Source organism: Pseudomonas moraviensis (assembly GCF_900105805.1).
Lineage (GTDB): Bacteria > Pseudomonadota > Gammaproteobacteria > Pseudomonadales > Pseudomonadaceae > Aquipseudomonas > Aquipseudomonas moraviensis_A.
In genome coordinates this window covers 1,877,661-1,895,006 of sequence record NZ_LT629788.1, presented here as the reverse complement: position 1 = coordinate 1,895,006, position 17,346 = coordinate 1,877,661, and the positions used below count along the sequence as shown (strand labels likewise).

Genomic DNA, 17,346 nt, shown 5'->3' with positions numbered 1-17,346 from the left:
CGTGGCCGCCGTGAGTGCCGACGTTCGAATGATGGCTGGAATGGATCCCGGACTTCCTTAAGGTACAGACGTGAAGCGTGATACTCGCCTTGTAATGCTCCTGCTGCTGGTGATTGGCTGTTCCCTGACTTCGCTGACGATCTGGAAAGTATGGTCCTCGCGTGAACGCGCGCTGGCCGAGGTTGACGTGCATGGCCTGAACCTGACCCAGGCGCTCAATACCTACACCGAAGGCATCGTCCGGCAAAGCTCGCTGCTCTTGCTCGGGCTGGTCGAACGTCTGGAAACCGAGGGCAGCGGGCCGACGCAGATCCAGCGCATCAAGACCCTGATCGACCACCAGCAGCCGCTGATGCCACAGCTCAGCGGCATTACCGTCTATGACCGCCACGGGTACTGGTTGATGTCCTCCAACCGGCCGATTCCCGAGGGTGCCAACAGCAGCGATCGCGCCTATTTCATTCATCACCGTGACAGTCCGAGCCGCGAGCCGTTCATTGGCCCGCCGATCCAGAGCCGTTCCAATCACGAATGGGTGGTGACCATCAGCCGCCGCTTCAATGACGACGATGGACAGTTCGCCGGTGTAGTGGCGGTGACGCTGGGGGTGGAAAACTTTCTTCGCGTGTTCGGCAAGCTCGACGTTGGCCAGGACGGTGCGATCGGCCTGTCGTACACCGATGGCACGCTGTTGGTGCGCTACCCGTTCCGCGAGCAGGACATGGGCCGCAATTTCTCGTCATCGCCCATCTACGCCAAATACCTCGTCGACCGCTCGGTCGGCACGGCGTCGTACACCTCCAGCCTCGACGGTGTCGAGCGGCTGTACGCGTTCCGCAAAAGCGAAAGCCTGCCACTGATCACCACCGTGGCCCTGGGCAAGGACGAAGCGCTGGCAGCGTGGCGCATCGAAGCGGCGTTGTCGGCGGTGGTGGTGACCGGACTGCTCGGGCTGACCGGGCTGATCGGCTGGTTCCTGATCCTCGACATTCGCCGACGTACCGAAGCCGAAGAGGCGTTGCTCGACGCCCAGCAGCAGTTGCTCGCGTCCAATCGACAGCTCGAATTGCTGGCGCTGAAGGATGCGCTGACCGGCCTGGCCAACCGCCGCTGTTTCGATGAAACACTGGCCGTGGAAGCGCGGCGGGCGCAGCGTGATGGAACCTCGCTGGCCTTGCTGATGATCGATATCGACCACTTCAAATTGTTCAACGATGCCTTGGGCCACGTCGCCGGCGATGCCTGTTTGCAAGCGGTCAGCAAGGTGCTCGAGAGCTGCGTGCGACGCCCCTCGGATCTGGTCGCCCGCTACGGTGGCGAGGAAATGGCGGTGATCATGCCGGCCACCGACAGCGCCGGCGCCACGGTGGTGGCGCAACTGGTGCTCGAGCGCTTGCAGCAGGCGAACATTGCCCATCCGGGCAGCCCGTTCGGTCGGGTCACGGTGAGTATCGGTATGGCGGTGGGCGCGGGCGCGCAGCTGGATTCGCTGCCGGAGTTGATCGAGGCCGCCGATCAGGCGCTGTATCGCGCAAAAGCGGCGGGGCGCAACGGTCTGGCCTGACACGCCCGAAAACCTGTAGGAGTGAGCCTGCTCGCGATGGCGGTGGGTCAGCTTGCACATTCATCGACTGACCCAACGTCTTCGCGAGCAGGCTAGCTCCTGCAGGGGAGGTGTGTTGGGTGCTTAGGCGGAGTAGGTCGGGTAATCGGTATACCCTTCGGCACCACCGCCATACACCGTGGCAGGATTCAATTGATTCAACGGCCAGCCTTGGGCAATCCGCGCCGGCAGGTCCGGGTTGGCCATGAATGGTCGGCCAAACGCGACCAAATCCGCCAGCCCCGACCCAAGCAATTGCGCCCCGGTTTCGGCGGTGTAGCGCCCGGCATAAATGATCGCGCCGCTGAACGTATCGCGCACGGCCTGGCGAAAGGTCTGCGGCATCGCTGGCGCGTTGTCCCAGTCGGCTTCGGCGATCGACAGGTAGGCGATGCCCACGTCTTCGAGAATCTTGATTGCGCCGATGTAAGTGGTGTGCGGATCTTCCTCGACCAGACCCAGATAAGTCCGCGCTTCATCGGTGGTGCTGAACAGCGGCGCAAAGCGCACACCGACCTTGTCCTTGCCGATGCATTCTGCGACGCCAGCCACCACTTCGCGCAAAAAGCGCAAGCGATTGTCCAGCGAGCCACCGTACTGATCGGTGCGCAGATTGCTGTGCGCCGAGATGAACTGATTGACCAGATAGCCATTGGCGCAGTGCAGTTCGATGCCATCGAAACCGGCTTCCATCGCGTTGCGCGCGGCCTGGATGTACAGCTGAATCAACTCCTGCACCTCATCCGTGCTCAGCGCGCGCGGAGCCGACGGCGGCACCAGTTCACCGGCACCGGGCGCGGTCTCAATGAATACGCTGACGCGGTCGGTGGCGACAGCAGATGCCGACACGGGCGCGTCGCCATTGGGCTGCAATGCGGTGTGCGAGACCCGGCCAACATGCCAGAGCTGGGCGAAGATCACGCCATCCACCGCGTGCACCGCCTCGGTGACTGTGCGCCAACCGGCGATCTGCTCCGGCGTGTGAATGCCCGGCGTCCACGCATAACCTTGCCCGCGCGGTTCGATCTGCGTGCCTTCGGTGACGAGGAAACCGGCACCCGCGCGCTGTTGGTAATACTCAGCCATCAGTTCGTTGGCGACATTGCCCGGCTGCGTGCTGCGCTGGCGGGTGAGGGGTGGCAGGACGATGCGGTTTTTCAGGGTATGTGCGCCCAATTTAGCAGGCGTGAAAAAAGCGTTGTTCATGGAGTCAGCCTTTGAATCTGATTAGACCAGTCGACTAGTAACTGGGCAAAAAAACAACGCCGGGCTGTACGCGCGCGGCGTTGATCGGGTTGGAGCGAGAAGGTCAGCCGAGCAGCTTCAACAGCTTTTCCGCAACGGCGGCAGAACTGGCCGGATTCTGGCCAGTGACCAGTTGCCCGTCAGTTACCACATGCACCTGCCAGTCGGCGACTTTCGAGTAGCGGCCACCGAGACGTTGGAATTCGTCTTCGATGAGGAATGGCACCACATCAGTCAGACCGACTGCCGCTTCTTCGGCATTGGTAAAACCGGTGACGTCGCGATCTTTGACGATCGGCTGGCCATCAGCGCGCACGACATGCAGCAACACGCCCGGTGCGTGGCAGACGAAACCATGAGGCTTGTTGGCGCGGTCGAAGGCTTCGATCAGCGCGATCGAAGCCTTGTCTTCGGCCAAATCCCACAGTGGGCCGTGGCCGCCTGGATAGAACACTGCATCGAAATCTTCGGCGCGGACATCAGCCAAACGGCCAGTGCTGGCCAATGCTTTTTGCGCGGCCGGATCGGCGCGGAAGCGATCGGTCTCGGCAGTCTGCGCGCCGGGCTCGTCGCTTTTCGGATCGAGCGGCGGCTGGCCGCCGGCTGGGGATACCAGGGTGACGTCGGCGCCGGCGTCCTTGAAGGCGTAATACGGTGCGGCAAATTCTTCCAGCCAGAAGCCGGTTTTCTTGCCGGTGTTGCCGAGTTGATCGTGGGAAGTCAGAACCATCAAGATTTTCATAGAGCACCCTTGGTTTGGTCAGGCATCGGCACAAGGCGAGGAATTCGCTCAGCGTCGGCACCGCATGAATTGGTGTGTCGGGGCGCAGCATAGTTTTCAATTAGACCAGTCGTCTAGTAATTTTTTCAGAAAATGTTTTTGCCTGTTGGATATGGCAAACTCCCGGTCCTGAAATCTATACGACTGGTCTATTGTCTGGAAACTTGCGCACCATGAAGCCGACCTTTGACGACACCCGCCAACACTTGCTCGACACCGGCCACCGGATGATGGCCGAGAAGGGCTTCACCAGCGTCGGCCTCAACGAGATCCTGCAGACCGCCGGCGTGCCCAAGGGCTCGTTCTATCACTACTTCAAATCCAAGGAGTTGTACGGCCAGGCGCTGCTTGAGGATTATTTCGTCGACTACCTTGCTGACATGGAACGCCGCCTGACACTGCCGGGGCTGACTGCCTTCGAGCGCTTGATGGATTACTGGCAGGGCTGGCAAAACCGCTGCACCGTCGAAGGCCACGGTGATGAATGCCTGGTGGTCAAACTCAGCGCCGAAGTCGCCGACCTGTCCGAATCGATGCGCCTGACCTTGCGCGACGGCGCCGAACGTATCGTCGCGCGCATCACCGAATGCATCGAACAGGGCCAGACCGACCAAAGCCTGCCCGAAGGCGATGCGAGGAAGTTGGCGGAGACCCTGTATCAGCTCTGGCTCGGCGCCAGTTTGCTGAACAAACTGCAGCGCACCGGCCAGTCGCTGGAGACCTCAATGGCGATGACCCGGCAGCTGCTGCGAGTCTGAGCCTCACCGCAGGCTCACTCCTACACTGTTATGTGCCGAACCATCGATCTTCATTCGATCCCCAATCCCTGTGGGAGCGAGCCTGCTCGCGAAGACGGCGGCACATTCAACATCGTCATCGCCTGATCCAACGCATTCGCGAGCAGGCTCACTCCTACACTGTTATGTGCCGAACCATCGATCTTCATCCAACCCCCAATCCCTGTGGGAGCGAGCCTGCTCGCGAAGACGGCGGCACATTCAACATCTTCATTGCCTGATCCAACGCCATCGCGAGCAGGCTCACTCCTACACTGTTATGTGCTGAACCATCGATCTTCATTCAATCCCCAATCCCTGTGGGAGCGAGCCTGCTCGCGAAGACGGTGGCACATTCAACATCTTCATCGCCTGATCCAACGCAATCGCGAGCAGGCTCGCTCCTACACTGTTTTGTGCTGAACCATCGATCTTCATCCAACCCCCAATCCCTGTGGGAGCGAGCCTGCTCGCGAAGAGGGCGGCACATTCAACATCTTCATCGCCTGATCCAACGCATTCGCGAGCAGGCCCACTCCTACACTGTTTTGTGCTGAACCATCGATCTTCATTCAATCCCCAATCCCTGTGGGAGCGAGCCTGCTCGCGAAGAGGGTGGCACATTCAACATCTTCATCGCCTGATCCAACGCATTCGCGAGCAGGCTCGCTCCTACACTGTTTTGTGCTGAACCATCGATCTTCATCCAACCCCCAATCCCTGTGGGAGCGAGCCTGCTCGCGAAGAGGGCGGCACATTCAACATCTTCATCGCCTGATCCAACGCATTCGCGAGCAGGCCCACTCCTACACTGTTTTGTGCTGAACCATCGATCTTCATTCAATCCCCAATCCCTGTGGGAGCGAGCCTGCTCGCGAAGAGGGTGGCACATTCAACATCTTCATCGCCTGATCCAACGCATTCGCGAGCAGGCTCGCTCCTACACTGTTTTGTGCTGAACCATCGATCTTCATTCGATCCCCAATCCCTGTGGGAGCGAGCCTGCTCGCGAAGACGGCGGCACATTCAACATCGTCATCGCCTGATCCAACGCATTCGCGAGCAGGCTCGCTCCTACACTGTTTTGTGCCGACCCATCGATCTTCATTCAATCCCCAATCCCTGTGGGAGCGAGCCTGCTCGCGAAGACGGTGGCACATTCAACATCTTCATCGCCTGATCCAACGCAATCGCGAGCAGGCTCACTCCTACACTGTTTTGTGCTGAACCATCGATCTTCATTCAATCCCCAATCTCTGTGGGAGCGAGCCTGCTCGCGAAGAGGGCGGCACATTCAACATCGTCATCGCCTGACCGAATGCAATCGCGAGCAGGCTCGCTCCTACACTGTTATGTGCCGAACCATCGATCTTCATTCAATCCCCAATCCCTGTGGGAGCGAGCCTGCTCGCGAAGACGGCGGCACATTCAACATCGTCATCGCCTGATCCAACGCATTCGCGAGCAGGCTCACTCCTACACTGTTTTGTGCCGAACCATCGATCTTCATTCAATCCCCAATCCCTGTGGGAGCGAGCCTGCTCGCGAAGACGGCGGCGCATTCAACATCTTCATCGCCTGAACGAATGCAATCGCGAGCAGGCTCACTCCCACAGGTTTTCGCGGCGAATGCAAAACCCGGCAACACACAAAACCCAATGTAGGAGTGAGCCTGCTCGCGATTGCGGCGTACCAGTCAGCGAATTATTCAACTGACCCACCGCAATCGCGAGCAGGCTCACTCCTACACTGTTTTGTGCTGAACCATCGATCTTCATTCAATCCCCAATCCCTGTAGGAGTGAGCCTGCTCGCGATAGCGTCGTATCAGTCAGCGATTTATTCAACTGACCCACCGCAATCGCGAGCAGGCTCGCTCCTACACTGTTTTGTGCTGAACCATCGGTCTTCATTCAACCCCCAATCCCTGTGGGAGCGAGCCTGCTCGCGAAGACGGCGGTACATTCAACATCTTCATCGCCTGATCCAACGCCATCGCGAGCAGGCTCGCTCCCACAGGGGACCTGCGTTGCTTGTTGAGTTGGGGATCTGCAGGCCATTCAACACTCACTCAGGTCTGCTGTCCTTGTCAGGCAATTGTTCAAACCACTGCGCATACGGTGTATTGGTCACCTTGAAACGGTTGTAATCCGGGCTGCCGTCATCCCACCACACCGGACCGCGCTCACCCAGGGCGACTTTTGCCTCGTCCACGCGCGCTCTGGCTGACTTCAACGCCTGTGCATCGTCCGCACGCTTCGCTTCTTTGACCGCACGCCGCGCCGCCATGAGATCTGCGACCAGCGTCTCGCGTTCGGCAGGTGCCAGTGCTGGATTGCTGCAGCGCCACAGTTGCTGCTTGACCACAAAATAGCGACCGTCGGGGGTGGTGGGGTACATAGGCGATGGCCTCGGGTGATCCGTTCTCAGACCGGGTAAGACAACTCGCCGATGAGTTTATCCAGCGTAATCGGATAATCGCGCACCCGTACTCCGCAAGCGTTATAGATCGCGTTGGCGATGGCCGCCGCAGCGCCGCTGATACCCAACTCGCCGACGCCTTTGGCTTTCAACGGGGTGGCATACGGATCGACTTCGTCGAGAAAGATCACCTCCTGGTGGGGAATGTCGGCGTGCACCGGCACCTCATAGCCGGCCAGATCGTGATTGACGAAAAAGCCCATGCGATGATCCACCGCCAGCTCTTCCATCAATGCCGCGCCTGCACCCATGGTCATGCCGCCGATGATCTGGCTGCGCGCGGTTTTCGGGTTGAGGATGCGCCCGGCGGCGCACACCGCCAGTTGCCGACGCAGGCGAATTTCGCCAGTCGCCGCATTGACCGCGACCTCGGCGAAATGCGCGCCGAAGGTCTGCTGGGCGAAGCGCTGGGCAAGGTCGCCGTACTCCATGCGGTCCTCGCCAGTCAGCTCGCCCTTGGCGGCAGCTTGCGACAGGGCAACGTGCTGCGTGCCTGCGCGAATCTGCCCCTCCACAAACTCCGCTTGCTGAGGATCGATCCCGACGGCGCGAGCAGCGGCCTCGCGCAATTTCAGGCACGCGGCATACACGCCGGCAGTGGAGGAGGCCGCGCCCCACTGGCCGCCGGAGCCTGACGATTCCGGAAACCGCGAATCGCCCAGATGCACCACGACACGCTCCAGCGGCACGCCCATCATTTCCGCGGCGGTCTGGGCAATGATGGTGTAACTGCCGGTGCCGATGTCGGTCATGTCGGTTTCGACGGTGATGATGCCTTGGCGATCAAGGCGCACGCGCGCCGCCGATGCGGTGGTCGGTGCGCCGCGAATTGCCGAGGCCAGACCGATGCCGATCAGCCAGCCGCCCTCGCGTCGCTGACCGGGTTGAGGGTTGCGCTGCTGCCAGCCAAAGCGCTCGGCGCCAGTGTTCAGACACTCCACGAGTTGCCGTTTGGAAAACGGCCGCGACGGCTGCTCCGGATCGACCTGCGTGTCGTTGAGGACGCGCAGCTGCAGCGGATCCATCTGCAGATTTTCTGCCAGTTCATCCATGGCGATTTCCAGCGCCATCATCCCCGGCGCCTCACCCGGCGCGCGCATCGCCGAACCCTCAGCGAGATCGAGCACGGCCAGGTTCAAACGAGTCATGCGATTGGCCCCGGCATAAAGCAATCGCGTTGACGCGGTAGCCGCTTCGGTGCGTCCGCCGCGCAGATTGCCCGACCAGCTCTCGTGGCCGATCGCCGTGATCATGCCGTCACGGTTGGCACCGATGCGTATGCGCTGAATCGTCGCCGGGCGGTGAGTCAGGTTGTTGAACATCAGCGGACGCGGTAAGGCGACCTTCACCGCACGGCCGGCATGTCGGGCGGCCAGCGACGCCAGTACCGCGTCGCAGAGAATCGTGCCCTTACCGCCGAAACCGCCGCCGATATACGGCGAGACCAGCCGCACATCCTCCTTGGCAATCCCGAGGGTTTTCGCCAGATCGCGCACGCCCCAGTTGATCTGCTGAATCGATGTCCACAAGGTCAGCTGCTTGCCGTTCCAGCGGGCGATGGTCGCGTGCGGTTCCATCATCGCGTGGGCCTGATCGGGTGTGCTGTAGTGCTGGTCAACCTGCAGAGGCGCGGCGTTGAAGGCGCCTTCGAAGTCACCGACGCTGGTCTGCGGCGGCGGGCCGAAACCGGCCGGGGGCGCTGGGGGCGCTGAGTCTTTCGCCGCCGCCAGATCGAACGAACCCGGTTCGGCCACATAGCGAATATCGAGCAACCCAGCCGCAGCGCGCGCCTCTTCGAAGGTGTTCGCGACGACAATTGCCACGGCCTGGTGATAGTGATCGACCTGCGGCCCGGCCAAGGCCCGAGCTACGTAAAACTCGCCTTTGGCCAACGGTCCGGCGTTCTCATAAGTGACGATGGCGATCACCCCGGACGCCTCGCTCGCTCGGGCTGAATCAATCGAGGCGATGCGCCCCTTGCCGATCCCGGCGCCGACGATATAGCCGTAAGCGGCGTCCGGCACCGCTGCGTTCTGTTCGTAGGCGTAAGTGGCGGTGCCGGTGGTTTTCAGCTTGCCGTCGATGCGGTCGGCAGGTTGGCCGATCACCTTCAACTGGTCGATGGGATTGGTACCGGCCGGGGTGTCGAATTTCATAGGCGAATTCCTTTCAGTCGGGCTGGCGGCAAATTCACAGCGCCGCGCAGCCATCGGTTGACGTCGGATTTCAACGAGCCTAGGCCATCGACGCGCAACTGATAATGCGTGGTTTCAGGATGAAGTGATGAATCCTGCTCACCAATCCTGACCAACATGACAAATAAGAATAAGTTTCAATTACCAATACGACGGTATACCATGCGCGGCGTTTTCATTGGCGGTTTTGCCCTTCGTTCTGGCCTATTCGTAAAGGTTTTCACCTCATGCGTCGAACTCTGCTTTCCATTTGTGTGCTGCAGGCGTTGTCTTCTTCCTCGTGGGCTGAGCCAGCCGAACCGACTTCTTCCACGCTCGAGCTGGAAGCCACCGATGTGGTCGGCACAGCGGATTACGAAAGGGCAGACGGCCCGGTACACGGCTATCGCGCGACCCGTTCGGCCAGCGCCACGCGCACCGACACCTCGATTCATGAAACCCCGCAGTCGATCAGCGTAGTGACCAAAGACGCCGTCGAAGACCTAGGTGCTACCCGTTTGCAGGACGCGCTGGATTACGCCGGCGGGGTCGGGCGGGCAAATAATTTTGGCGGCCAGGGCCTGACCACGTTCACCGTGCGCGGCTTTACTACCGGTGAGTTCTACCGCAACGGTTTCCCGATCAACCGTGGCTACCCGAACATGCCCGACGCCAACACCATTGAGCGGCTGGAAGTGCTGCGCGGCCCGGCGACCATGCTGTATGGCCGTGGCGATCCCGGCGGTACCTTCAACGTGGTATCGAAACAGCCGTTGCCCGAACGCACGGTCACCTTGGGCAGCCAGTTGAATGACCAGGGCATGAAGCGCGGCACCCTCGATGCTTCCGGGCCGCTCGATGAAGAAGGTCGCCTGGCCTATCGCTTGAATGTGGTGGGCGAGGGCGGCGACACCTTCCGCGATCATGTCGAGACCGAGCGCTACGGCATCACGCCAGTGCTGAGCTGGCAGGCGACCGACGCGACCAAGCTGATCTTCGAAGGCGACTTCATGCGCAACAACGCGCCACTCGATCGTGGCGTGACGCGCTATCCGGCGCAGATCGGTACCGCCTCGCGCGACACGTTCTTCGGCGAGAAAGACGTCGGCAAACTGCACAACGACAACAACATGGCGCAGCTGCGTTTCGAGCACATGCTCAACGACGACTGGACCCTGGGCGGTGGTTTCCAGTGGCTCGACGGCTCGCTCAAGGGCGACGCGATCGAAGCCAACGGCATTGCCGCTGACGGCCGTACGCTGGGACGCAATTTCAACTACCGCAAGCTGGAATGGACCGACAAGGACACCCAGCTTAACCTCACCGGCCACTTCGACACCGGCGGTCTGCAGCACACCTTGCTCACTGGCATCGAGTATGAAGATTACGACTACAAGTCGATCATCCAGCGCTCCAGCGGCGCCGTCAGTGCCTACCCGATCGACATCTTCAATCCGGTTTACGGCCAGCCGCGCCCGGCGCTGACCCGCACGCCGACCCACGACAAAGAAAACCTCAAGACCTACGCCGCGTTCGTGCAGGATCAGGTGGCGCTGACCGACAAACTGAAAGTGCTGGCCGGCGCGCGTTTCGAGCGCTTCGAGCACGATTACGAAACCTACGTGCCGGGCGGCAAGAGCTGGCAGGCCAGCGACAACGCCGTCACCCCGCGCATCGGCGTGACCTACGACCTGAGCGAAACCCTGGCGGTGTACGCCAACACCGCGCGCTCGTTCAAGCCCAACACGGGTGCCAGTCGTGAGGGTGGCGGCTTCGCCCCGGAGAAGGGCAAGTCCTATGAGATGGGCGTGAAATGGGAAGCGCTGGATCAGCAGTTGAGCGTCGACGCAGCGATCTACCAGATCGAAAAACGCAACGTGCTGACCACCGACCCGGTGGATTCCACCTTCAGCGTTGCCGCCGGTGAAGTGCGCAGCCGTGGTTTCGACGTCAACGTTACCGGCAATCTCACCCCCGAGTGGCGAGTGGTCGGCGGTTACGCTTACGTCGACGCCGAGGTGACCAAGGACAACACGCTGCGCTCCGGCACGCGCCTGCTGAACATTCCGAAGAACAGCTTCAGCCTGCTCAACATGTACGAGTTCCAGGACGGCACGCTCAAAGGCCTTGGCTTGGGCACCGGCCTGAAATACGTCGACGAGCGTGCCGGGCAGACCGCCAACACTGCGTTCTCCATGGGCAGTTACACCGTGGTCGACCTGCTGAGCTTCTACAAAGTCAACGACAAGGTGCGGCTCAATCTCGATGTGAAAAACATCTTTGATCGCGACTACGAAGAAGGCGCCTTCGGCAACGTCTACGCCTATCCGGGCGCGCCGAGAACCGTGCAGGTGGGGATTTCCTACACGCTGTAATCCGCCGCAGCGGTGGCCTCCGACCCATGGTGGCCTGAGAGTGGCATGTCGAGATCAGGCATCGGCATGCCGCACTCAGGCTAGTTGGGCGGCGGTCGGGCCACGTAAGGTGAAGCATCATTTCGTCGGCAAAGCGTCTGCGTCGCTGCTTTCGCCTGAGTCGGCTCAAGGAAATGATGATCGCCTGACGCTCAGTCAGTGGCCCAAACGTCGATCATGAGAACAATAAGAACCCATGAACAGCCTGAACCCCAAGGACTCCAACGGTCAGTTGGCGCAAGGTTTCAAACCGCGCCACGTCACCATGCTTTCGATTGCCGGCATCATCGGCGCAGGACTTTTCGTTGGCTCAGGCCACGCCATCGCCGCCGCAGGACCTGCGGTGCTGCTCGCTTATCTGTTCTCCGGCCTATTGGTCGTGCTGGTGATGCGCATGCTCGGCGAAATGGCCGTGGCGCATCCCGACACCGGCTCGTTTTCCACCTACGCCGATCAGGCCATCGGCCGCTGGGCCGGGTTCACCATCGGCTGGCTCTACTGGTGGTTCTGGGTGCTGGTGATTCCGATCGAAGCACTGGCCGCCGGGCACGTACTCAATCAATGGTTTCCCCAGGTCGACGCGTGGTTGTTCGCCTTGCTGTCGATCGTGCTGCTGGTGATCACCAACCTGTTCAGCGTGTCGAAATACGGCGAGTTCGAATTCTGGTTCGCCATGGCCAAGGTCATCGCGATCATCGGTTTCATCGGCCTGGGCTTTGCGGTGCTGATGGGCTGGATTCCCGAGCGCGAAGCCACCGGCTTGAGCACGCTGATGGCCGAGCACGGCGGCTTCGCGCCGAACGGCATGTCAGCGGTGGTCGGCGCTTTCATCACTATCATGTTCAGTTTCATTGGCACCGAAGCGGTGACCATCGCCGCTGCGGAGTCGAACAACCCGGCGCAGAACATCGCCAAGGCGACCCGTTCGGTAATCTGGCGCATCGGCATCTTCTATCTGCTGTCGATCTTCGTGGTGATTTCCGTGGTGCCGTGGAACGACCCGCAACTCGCCTCGGTCGGTTCCTACCAGCGCGCACTGGAGCTGATGAACATCCCCAACGCCAAATTCCTCGTCGACGTGGTCGTGCTGATCGCGGTCGCCAGTTGCATGAACTCGTCGATCTACATCTCTTCGCGCATGCTCTATTCGCTGGGCCGACGCGGCGATGCACCGCCGGCATTGAAAGTGACCTCGGCCGCCGGTGTGCCGCGCGCGGCGGTCATTGCCAGCACGGTGATCGGCGCAGGCGTAACGTTGCTCAGCTACTTCATGCCGGCCGGGTTGTTCCAGTTCCTGCTCGCCAGCTCCGGCGCGATTGCCTTGCTGGTGTATCTGGTGATCGCCATTTCGCAGTTGCGCATGCGCCGCCGACTGGAACGGGAAAAGATCGAAATGACCTTGCGCATGTGGCTGTTTCCGTGGCTCACCTGGCTGGTCATCGCTTTCATCTGCGCGGCGTTGGCAGTGATGATGATCACCCCTGAACATCGCATGGAAGTGAGCTCGACGATTGGCCTGGCGCTACTGATCTCGTTCATCGGATTGGCCACCAGCCGCCAGCACCGGCCGGCGGGCAGAGTGGCGGCTGCGAGCAAAGCTTAAGCAAACAGCGCCTTGAGCCCACGGGAAAACCAGCCGTTCGGGCTCGGGGGCAGATCCTCGCGATGATTGAATGAGCCAGTCATCGCGCAGGCTTCACCAGCGAGCGAGCCCATCAATTGCGGCAGCAAGAAGCTGCGCTCGCACTCGCTGGCTGACAATCCGGTTTTCTCCTGCGGCCAAACAACGTTGGTTTCGGCAAACGAATTCATGGCACACCTCCTCAAAATTCAAACGTCCAGCACCAAGGTGTCGCTGCCCTGCGCCGGGGCGGCGCAGCAGATCAGCACTTCGTCGTCCGCCAGGCGCATGGCCGGCGGGGTGAGGTAATGCACCTGGCCGCTGCTCAGGCGGGTTTTGCAGGTGCCGCACGAACCGCCGCGGCAGCTGAATTCCGGATTCAGGCCACGTGCCTCGGCCAGTTCCAGCAAGGTGCCGCTGCCCGGTTCCCAGCGCGCTTCCTTGCCGGACGTGGCGAACAACACCTTGACCGGCTCTTCAGCGACCGGCACTTGCGGCGGCGCCGGGGTGCTGATTTCGACATCGCGGATCAGCGTCGACGGGCCGAAGGTTTCGGCGTGGATGCGATCATCGGGAATGCGCATCTTGCGCAGGCCGTCGTACAGCGCCTGGGTGAAGCTGCCCGGGCCGCACAGATAGAAATCGTAGTCATCCAGCGGCAGCAGGCTTTTCAGCAAGGCGATGTCGATGCGCCCGGCATGGTCGTAGCCCTGCGCTGTAGCCTGCAGCGGCGGCTGGCTGACCACCCGCAGCACTTTGACCTTGTCGCCGGCACGCGCAGCCAAAGCATCGATTTCTTCGCGAAAGGCCAGATCCTCGACGGTGCGACTGCTTTGCACCACCCAGGTCGGGCGCATGCGGCTGATGCGTTTGCCCTGATAGACCACTTCGCGCAGCATCGACAGCAATGGCGTCACCCCGACCCCGGCGGCGAGCAGCACCAGCGGGCGCCGTTCCGTGGCGTCGACGGTGAAGTCGCCTTGCGGGGCGCGGGCTTCGATCAAATCCAGTGCTTGAACCCGGTCGTGCAAGTGTGAAGAAACCGAGCCATCGCGTTTGACGCTGATGCGCAAGAACTCGTCCGACGGTGCGCTGGACACGCTGTAGGTGCGGATCGACGCGGCGTCCTGGCCGTCGAGCAAGACCTTGATCGGCAAGTGCTGGCCCGGTTCGAAGCGCGGCAGGCAGAAGCCGTCGTTGGCTTGCAGGTAAAAGGAGCGGATCTGCGGATTCTCATCGACCACCCGCGTGACGTGCAGCGCACGCCACTGATTGCGCAGCGCCTCAGCCTGCAAACGCTCGCGGGTCTGTTCCCAGCTGCCGGTCATCTGCGAATTGGGCGAATCGCCTTCCGGCTGCTCGGCCCAGCGCAGCGGCAACGCGGCCTGACGGTAAACGATGCGCTGCGGCTTGAAACGCCACAGACGCTCGGCACCCTGGAACGCAGCGATCTGCGGATCGTCGAGCAGCACTTCGGCGCTGCCGGTCATCTGCAATAGATCGCCGCTTTCGAAATCGATGAAGGTCAGTCCGGCTCGCGGATTGAGCAGGATATTGCCGAGGGTGTTGAAGAACAGATTGCCGGAGAAATCCGGGATGGTCAGGGTGCCGTCCTCGTCCATATGCACGAAACCGGATTTGCCGCCGCGATGGGACACATCGACCTGACGCTCACCATCGCGCACCACATAAGTAGCTACGTAGAACGAATCGGCGGCGGTGATCATGTCGCGCACCAGCGGTTCGCTGACAGGCAGGTCGAGCGCGGTGTCGGTGGTTTCGTCGACGAAGGCGTAATGGCGCAAGTTGATGTAGCGCGGGCAATTGCCGTAAGCCTGGGTCACGCCGATCTCGAGGCTGTTGTCATCGCGGCGGCTGATGTTGCCGTTCATGCGATTGCGCCGGCGAGTGTGCAGCTCGATGCCGAGCATGCCGATCGCATCGCCGGGCTGCAGGCCTTGATTGGCCGGGTCATTGCGCTGGGCGTCGAGTTTGATCTTCAACACCTGCGGCGAAGGCGAATCCATGAACCCCGGTTGACCGGTGCGCAGCGTTGCCCACGGATCGCCCTGGCTGTCGACGGCGCCGAGCACGACGAAGGGCAGTTGCGCATAGAACTCGCGGTGCTGGTCCGGCATCCAGTCGCGGGCCAGTTGTCGCTGGCCGACACCGACCATCATCTCCACCGCGCCGACGGCACGTTGCAGGGTCAGCTCACCTTCATGCCAGGGCGAGGGCTGCGGTTTCGACGCTGTGTCCATTTCGATTCTCCTCAGTGCAGACGGGCCGGTGAGCCGCCAGGGGCTGAAGCTCAAGTGGGCTCATGTTCGCTCTCGGCCGGTTGCGAGGGAATGGCCAGAAACTGCAATCCACTGTTTCAGTCGGTGAAATGATCCCTACGTGCGTCCAAGGACGAGGGGGATTATTTCACTGGCTGAAATGCTCGATTGTATTGAGTGAGGATTCCGCGATTTACGGCAGGGGAGCAGGATGAGCCCATCGACACGATCAGCGGGTCGACCTCGAATAATTCAGGAGCACGTCATGTCTCAGTCAGCCGTCAAACTGTACCGCCATCCGTTGTCCGGCCATTCGCATCGCGTCGAGTTGATGCTGTCCCTGCTGGACGTTCCGACCGAACTGGTGTTCGTCGACCTGATGAAGGGCGCGCACAAAACGCCTGAATTTCTTGCCCTCAACCGTTTCGGCCAAGTGCCGGTGATTGACGACAACGGCACGGTGCTCGCTGATTCCAACGGCATTCTCGTCTACCTCGCCGGCAAATATGGCAACGGCCAATGGCTGCCGAGCGACCCGGTCGAGCAAGCCAAAGTACAGCGCTGGTTATCGGTGGCTGCCGGCCAGATCAGCTCCGGCCCGGCCACGGCGCGCTTGATCACTGTGTTCGGTGCCGGTTACGACGCGGCTGATGCGATCAAACGTTCCCATGCTTTGTTGCAAGTGATGGAAGACGAACTGGCCAACAGCGCATTCCTCGCCGGTGACAAGGCAACCGTTGCCGATGTGGCTGCCTACACTTATGTCGCCCACGCACCGGAAGGTAATGTCTCGCTCGAGGATTACCCGAATGTGCGGGCCTGGCTGGAACGGGTTGAGACGCTGCCGAAATTCGTCGGCATGCAGCGCACCGCGGTAGGCCTGCAAAGCGCTTGATATCAGCACACGCCAAACCCCTGTGGGAGCGAGCCTGCTCGCGAAGGCTTTCTGTCAGTCAACATCAGAGTTGAATGACACACCGCTTTCGCGAGCAGGCTCACTCCCACATGATTTCACTGTGTTTTCGAGGTTTTCTACAGGTTCCCGCCTATGGATCGTTTTCAGGAAATGCGCATGTTCCTGGCCGTGGCCGAGGAGGGTGGCTTCGCGGCTGCGGCCCGGCGTTTGAATACCTCGCCACCCAGCGTCACCCGTGCGATTGCTGCGCTGGAACAACGCATCGGCACGCGCCTGTTGTCGCGCACCACGCGCAGCCTGCACCTGACCGAAGCCGGGCATCGTTATCTGGATGATTGCCGACGGATTCTTTGCGATATCGACGAAGCCGAAGAGGCGGCCGCAGGCAGTTATCGGGTGCCGTGCGGGCATTTGAGCGTGACTGCGTCGGTGTTGTTTGGCGAGTTGTTCATCGCGCCGTTGCTGGCGCAATACGTCGATGCGTTTCCTTCCGTACATCTGAAGGCCTTGCTGGTTGATCGGGTGGTGAACATGGCCGAGGAGGGCATCGATGTCGCCGTGCGCATCGGTCATCTGCACGACAACAATCAGCATGCGATCAAGGTCGGCGAGGTCCGCCAGGTCATCTGCGGCACGCCCGATTACTTCGCCCGTTATGGTCGGCCGCAACATCCGAACGAGTTGAGCCGCGCCAATATCGTCATGTCGTCTGCCAGTCATTTGCTCAGCGATTGGCAATTCGCCCATGCCGATGGCCCGTTGAGTTTTCGCTTCGAACCGCGTCTGGTGGTCACCGCGAATCAGGCGGCGATCAACATTGCCAGTTCCGGCTGGGGCATTACCCGGGTGCTGTCTTATCAAGTCGCCAGCCAGGTCGCGGCCGGTGAACTGGAGTTGGTGCTGGAGGGCTTTGAGCCACCGGCGTTACCTGTGCAACTGGTCTATCTGAAACATCCGCGCGTACCGGCGAAGGTACGCACGTTTGTCGATTTTCTCAGCGAACGCCTTCAGCATCACCCGGCGCTGAAAGCCGTGAACAGGGTTCACGGCTGACGCT

Annotated in this window: 12 protein-coding genes; 6 read left to right on the top strand and 6 right to left on the bottom strand. The window is 61.1% G+C overall.

What is annotated here, in order from left to right:
- Window positions 1-70 precede the first annotated feature (70 nt).
- Entirely contained in the window at window positions 71-1,564 is a 1,494-nt protein-coding gene (locus BLU71_RS08690; protein WP_042610007.1) for a sensor domain-containing diguanylate cyclase, read from the top strand.
- 123 nt (window positions 1,565-1,687) lie between these two features.
- On the opposite strand, the gene BLU71_RS08685 is transcribed toward BLU71_RS08690, so the two are convergent.
- Together BLU71_RS08685 and BLU71_RS08680 are read right to left on the bottom strand one after the other, a co-directional pair.
- Window positions 1,688-2,809, bottom strand: coding sequence for an alkene reductase (locus BLU71_RS08685; RefSeq protein ID WP_083352825.1), 1,122 nt, complete (start codon window positions 2,807-2,809; stop codon window positions 1,688-1,690).
- A gap of 103 nt (window positions 2,810-2,912) precedes the next feature.
- A complete protein-coding gene (locus tag BLU71_RS08680; protein ID WP_042610005.1) occupies window positions 2,913-3,590 on the bottom strand; it encodes a type 1 glutamine amidotransferase domain-containing protein in 678 nt (225 codons plus the stop codon).
- A gap of 212 nt (window positions 3,591-3,802) precedes the next feature.
- Between BLU71_RS08680 and BLU71_RS08675 the strand changes: the two genes are divergently transcribed.
- Window positions 3,803-4,387, top strand: coding sequence for a TetR/AcrR family transcriptional regulator (locus tag BLU71_RS08675; RefSeq protein WP_042610004.1), 585 nt, complete (start codon window positions 3,803-3,805; stop codon window positions 4,385-4,387).
- A 2,084-nt stretch (window positions 4,388-6,471) separates the two neighbouring features.
- On the opposite strand, the gene BLU71_RS08670 is transcribed toward BLU71_RS08675, so the two are convergent.
- Both BLU71_RS08670 and paoC read right to left on the bottom strand, forming a co-directional pair.
- On the bottom strand, window positions 6,472-6,804 hold the full coding sequence (locus BLU71_RS08670; RefSeq protein ID WP_083352824.1) for a hypothetical protein: 333 nt from the start codon (window positions 6,802-6,804) through the stop codon (window positions 6,472-6,474).
- A gap of 26 nt (window positions 6,805-6,830) precedes the next feature.
- Window positions 6,831-9,041, bottom strand: coding sequence for an aldehyde oxidoreductase molybdenum-binding subunit PaoC (gene paoC, locus BLU71_RS08665; RefSeq protein WP_083352823.1), 2,211 nt, complete (start codon window positions 9,039-9,041; stop codon window positions 6,831-6,833).
- A 266-nt stretch (window positions 9,042-9,307) separates the two neighbouring features.
- Between paoC and BLU71_RS08660 the strand changes: the two genes are divergently transcribed.
- Window positions 9,308-11,434 carry a TonB-dependent siderophore receptor gene (locus BLU71_RS08660; RefSeq protein ID WP_083352822.1) on the top strand — a complete coding sequence of 709 codons (2,127 nt, stop codon included), beginning with the start codon at window positions 9,308-9,310 and terminating at the stop codon, window positions 11,432-11,434.
- Window positions 11,435-11,669: 235 nt separating this feature from the next.
- Window positions 11,670-13,076 (top strand): GABA permease, encoded by a 1,407-nt coding sequence (gene gabP, locus BLU71_RS08655; RefSeq protein WP_083352821.1) that lies wholly within the window; start codon window positions 11,670-11,672, stop codon window positions 13,074-13,076.
- Here gabP and BLU71_RS08650 read toward each other — a convergent pair.
- Window positions 13,073-13,285 (bottom strand): hypothetical protein, encoded by a 213-nt coding sequence (locus BLU71_RS08650; RefSeq protein ID WP_083352820.1) that lies wholly within the window; start codon window positions 13,283-13,285, stop codon window positions 13,073-13,075. The genes gabP and BLU71_RS08650 overlap by 4 nt on opposite strands.
- Before the next feature lie 18 nt (window positions 13,286-13,303).
- Entirely contained in the window at window positions 13,304-15,355 is a 2,052-nt protein-coding gene (locus BLU71_RS08645) for a pyridoxamine 5'-phosphate oxidase family protein (protein WP_083352819.1), read from the bottom strand.
- A 283-nt stretch (window positions 15,356-15,638) separates the two neighbouring features.
- Here BLU71_RS08645 and BLU71_RS08640 point away from each other — a divergent pair, with 283 nt between their 5' ends.
- Window positions 15,639-16,268, top strand: coding sequence for a glutathione S-transferase family protein (locus BLU71_RS08640; protein ID WP_083352818.1), 630 nt, complete (start codon window positions 15,639-15,641; stop codon window positions 16,266-16,268).
- 153 nt (window positions 16,269-16,421) lie between these two features.
- Window positions 16,422-17,342, top strand: coding sequence for a LysR family transcriptional regulator (locus BLU71_RS08635; RefSeq protein WP_065617365.1), 921 nt, complete (start codon window positions 16,422-16,424; stop codon window positions 17,340-17,342).
- Window positions 17,343-17,346: the final 4 nt, after the last annotated feature.

Excerpts from the sequence above, each read along its gene's own strand:
- BLU71_RS08685 (WP_083352825.1), bottom strand. The coding sequence starts at position 2,809 with ATGAACAACGCTTTTTTCACGCCTGCTAAATTGGGCGCACATACCCTG.
- BLU71_RS08680 (WP_042610005.1), bottom strand. The coding sequence starts at position 3,590 with ATGAAAATCTTGATGGTTCTGACTTCCCACGATCAACTCGGCAACACC.
- BLU71_RS08675 (WP_042610004.1), top strand. The coding sequence starts at position 3,803 with ATGAAGCCGACCTTTGACGACACCCGCCAACACTTGCTCGACACCGGC.
- BLU71_RS08670 (WP_083352824.1), bottom strand. The coding sequence starts at position 6,804 with ATGTACCCCACCACCCCCGACGGTCGCTATTTTGTGGTCAAGCAGCAA.
- paoC (WP_083352823.1), bottom strand. The coding sequence starts at position 9,041 with ATGAAATTCGACACCCCGGCCGGTACCAATCCCATCGACCAGTTGAAG.
- BLU71_RS08660 (WP_083352822.1), top strand. The coding sequence starts at position 9,308 with ATGCGTCGAACTCTGCTTTCCATTTGTGTGCTGCAGGCGTTGTCTTCT.
- gabP (WP_083352821.1), top strand. The coding sequence starts at position 11,670 with ATGAACAGCCTGAACCCCAAGGACTCCAACGGTCAGTTGGCGCAAGGT.
- BLU71_RS08650 (WP_083352820.1), bottom strand. The coding sequence starts at position 13,285 with ATGAATTCGTTTGCCGAAACCAACGTTGTTTGGCCGCAGGAGAAAACC.
- BLU71_RS08645 (WP_083352819.1), bottom strand. The coding sequence starts at position 15,355 with ATGGACACAGCGTCGAAACCGCAGCCCTCGCCCTGGCATGAAGGTGAG.
- BLU71_RS08640 (WP_083352818.1), top strand. The coding sequence starts at position 15,639 with ATGTCTCAGTCAGCCGTCAAACTGTACCGCCATCCGTTGTCCGGCCAT.
- BLU71_RS08635 (WP_065617365.1), top strand. The coding sequence starts at position 16,422 with ATGGATCGTTTTCAGGAAATGCGCATGTTCCTGGCCGTGGCCGAGGAG.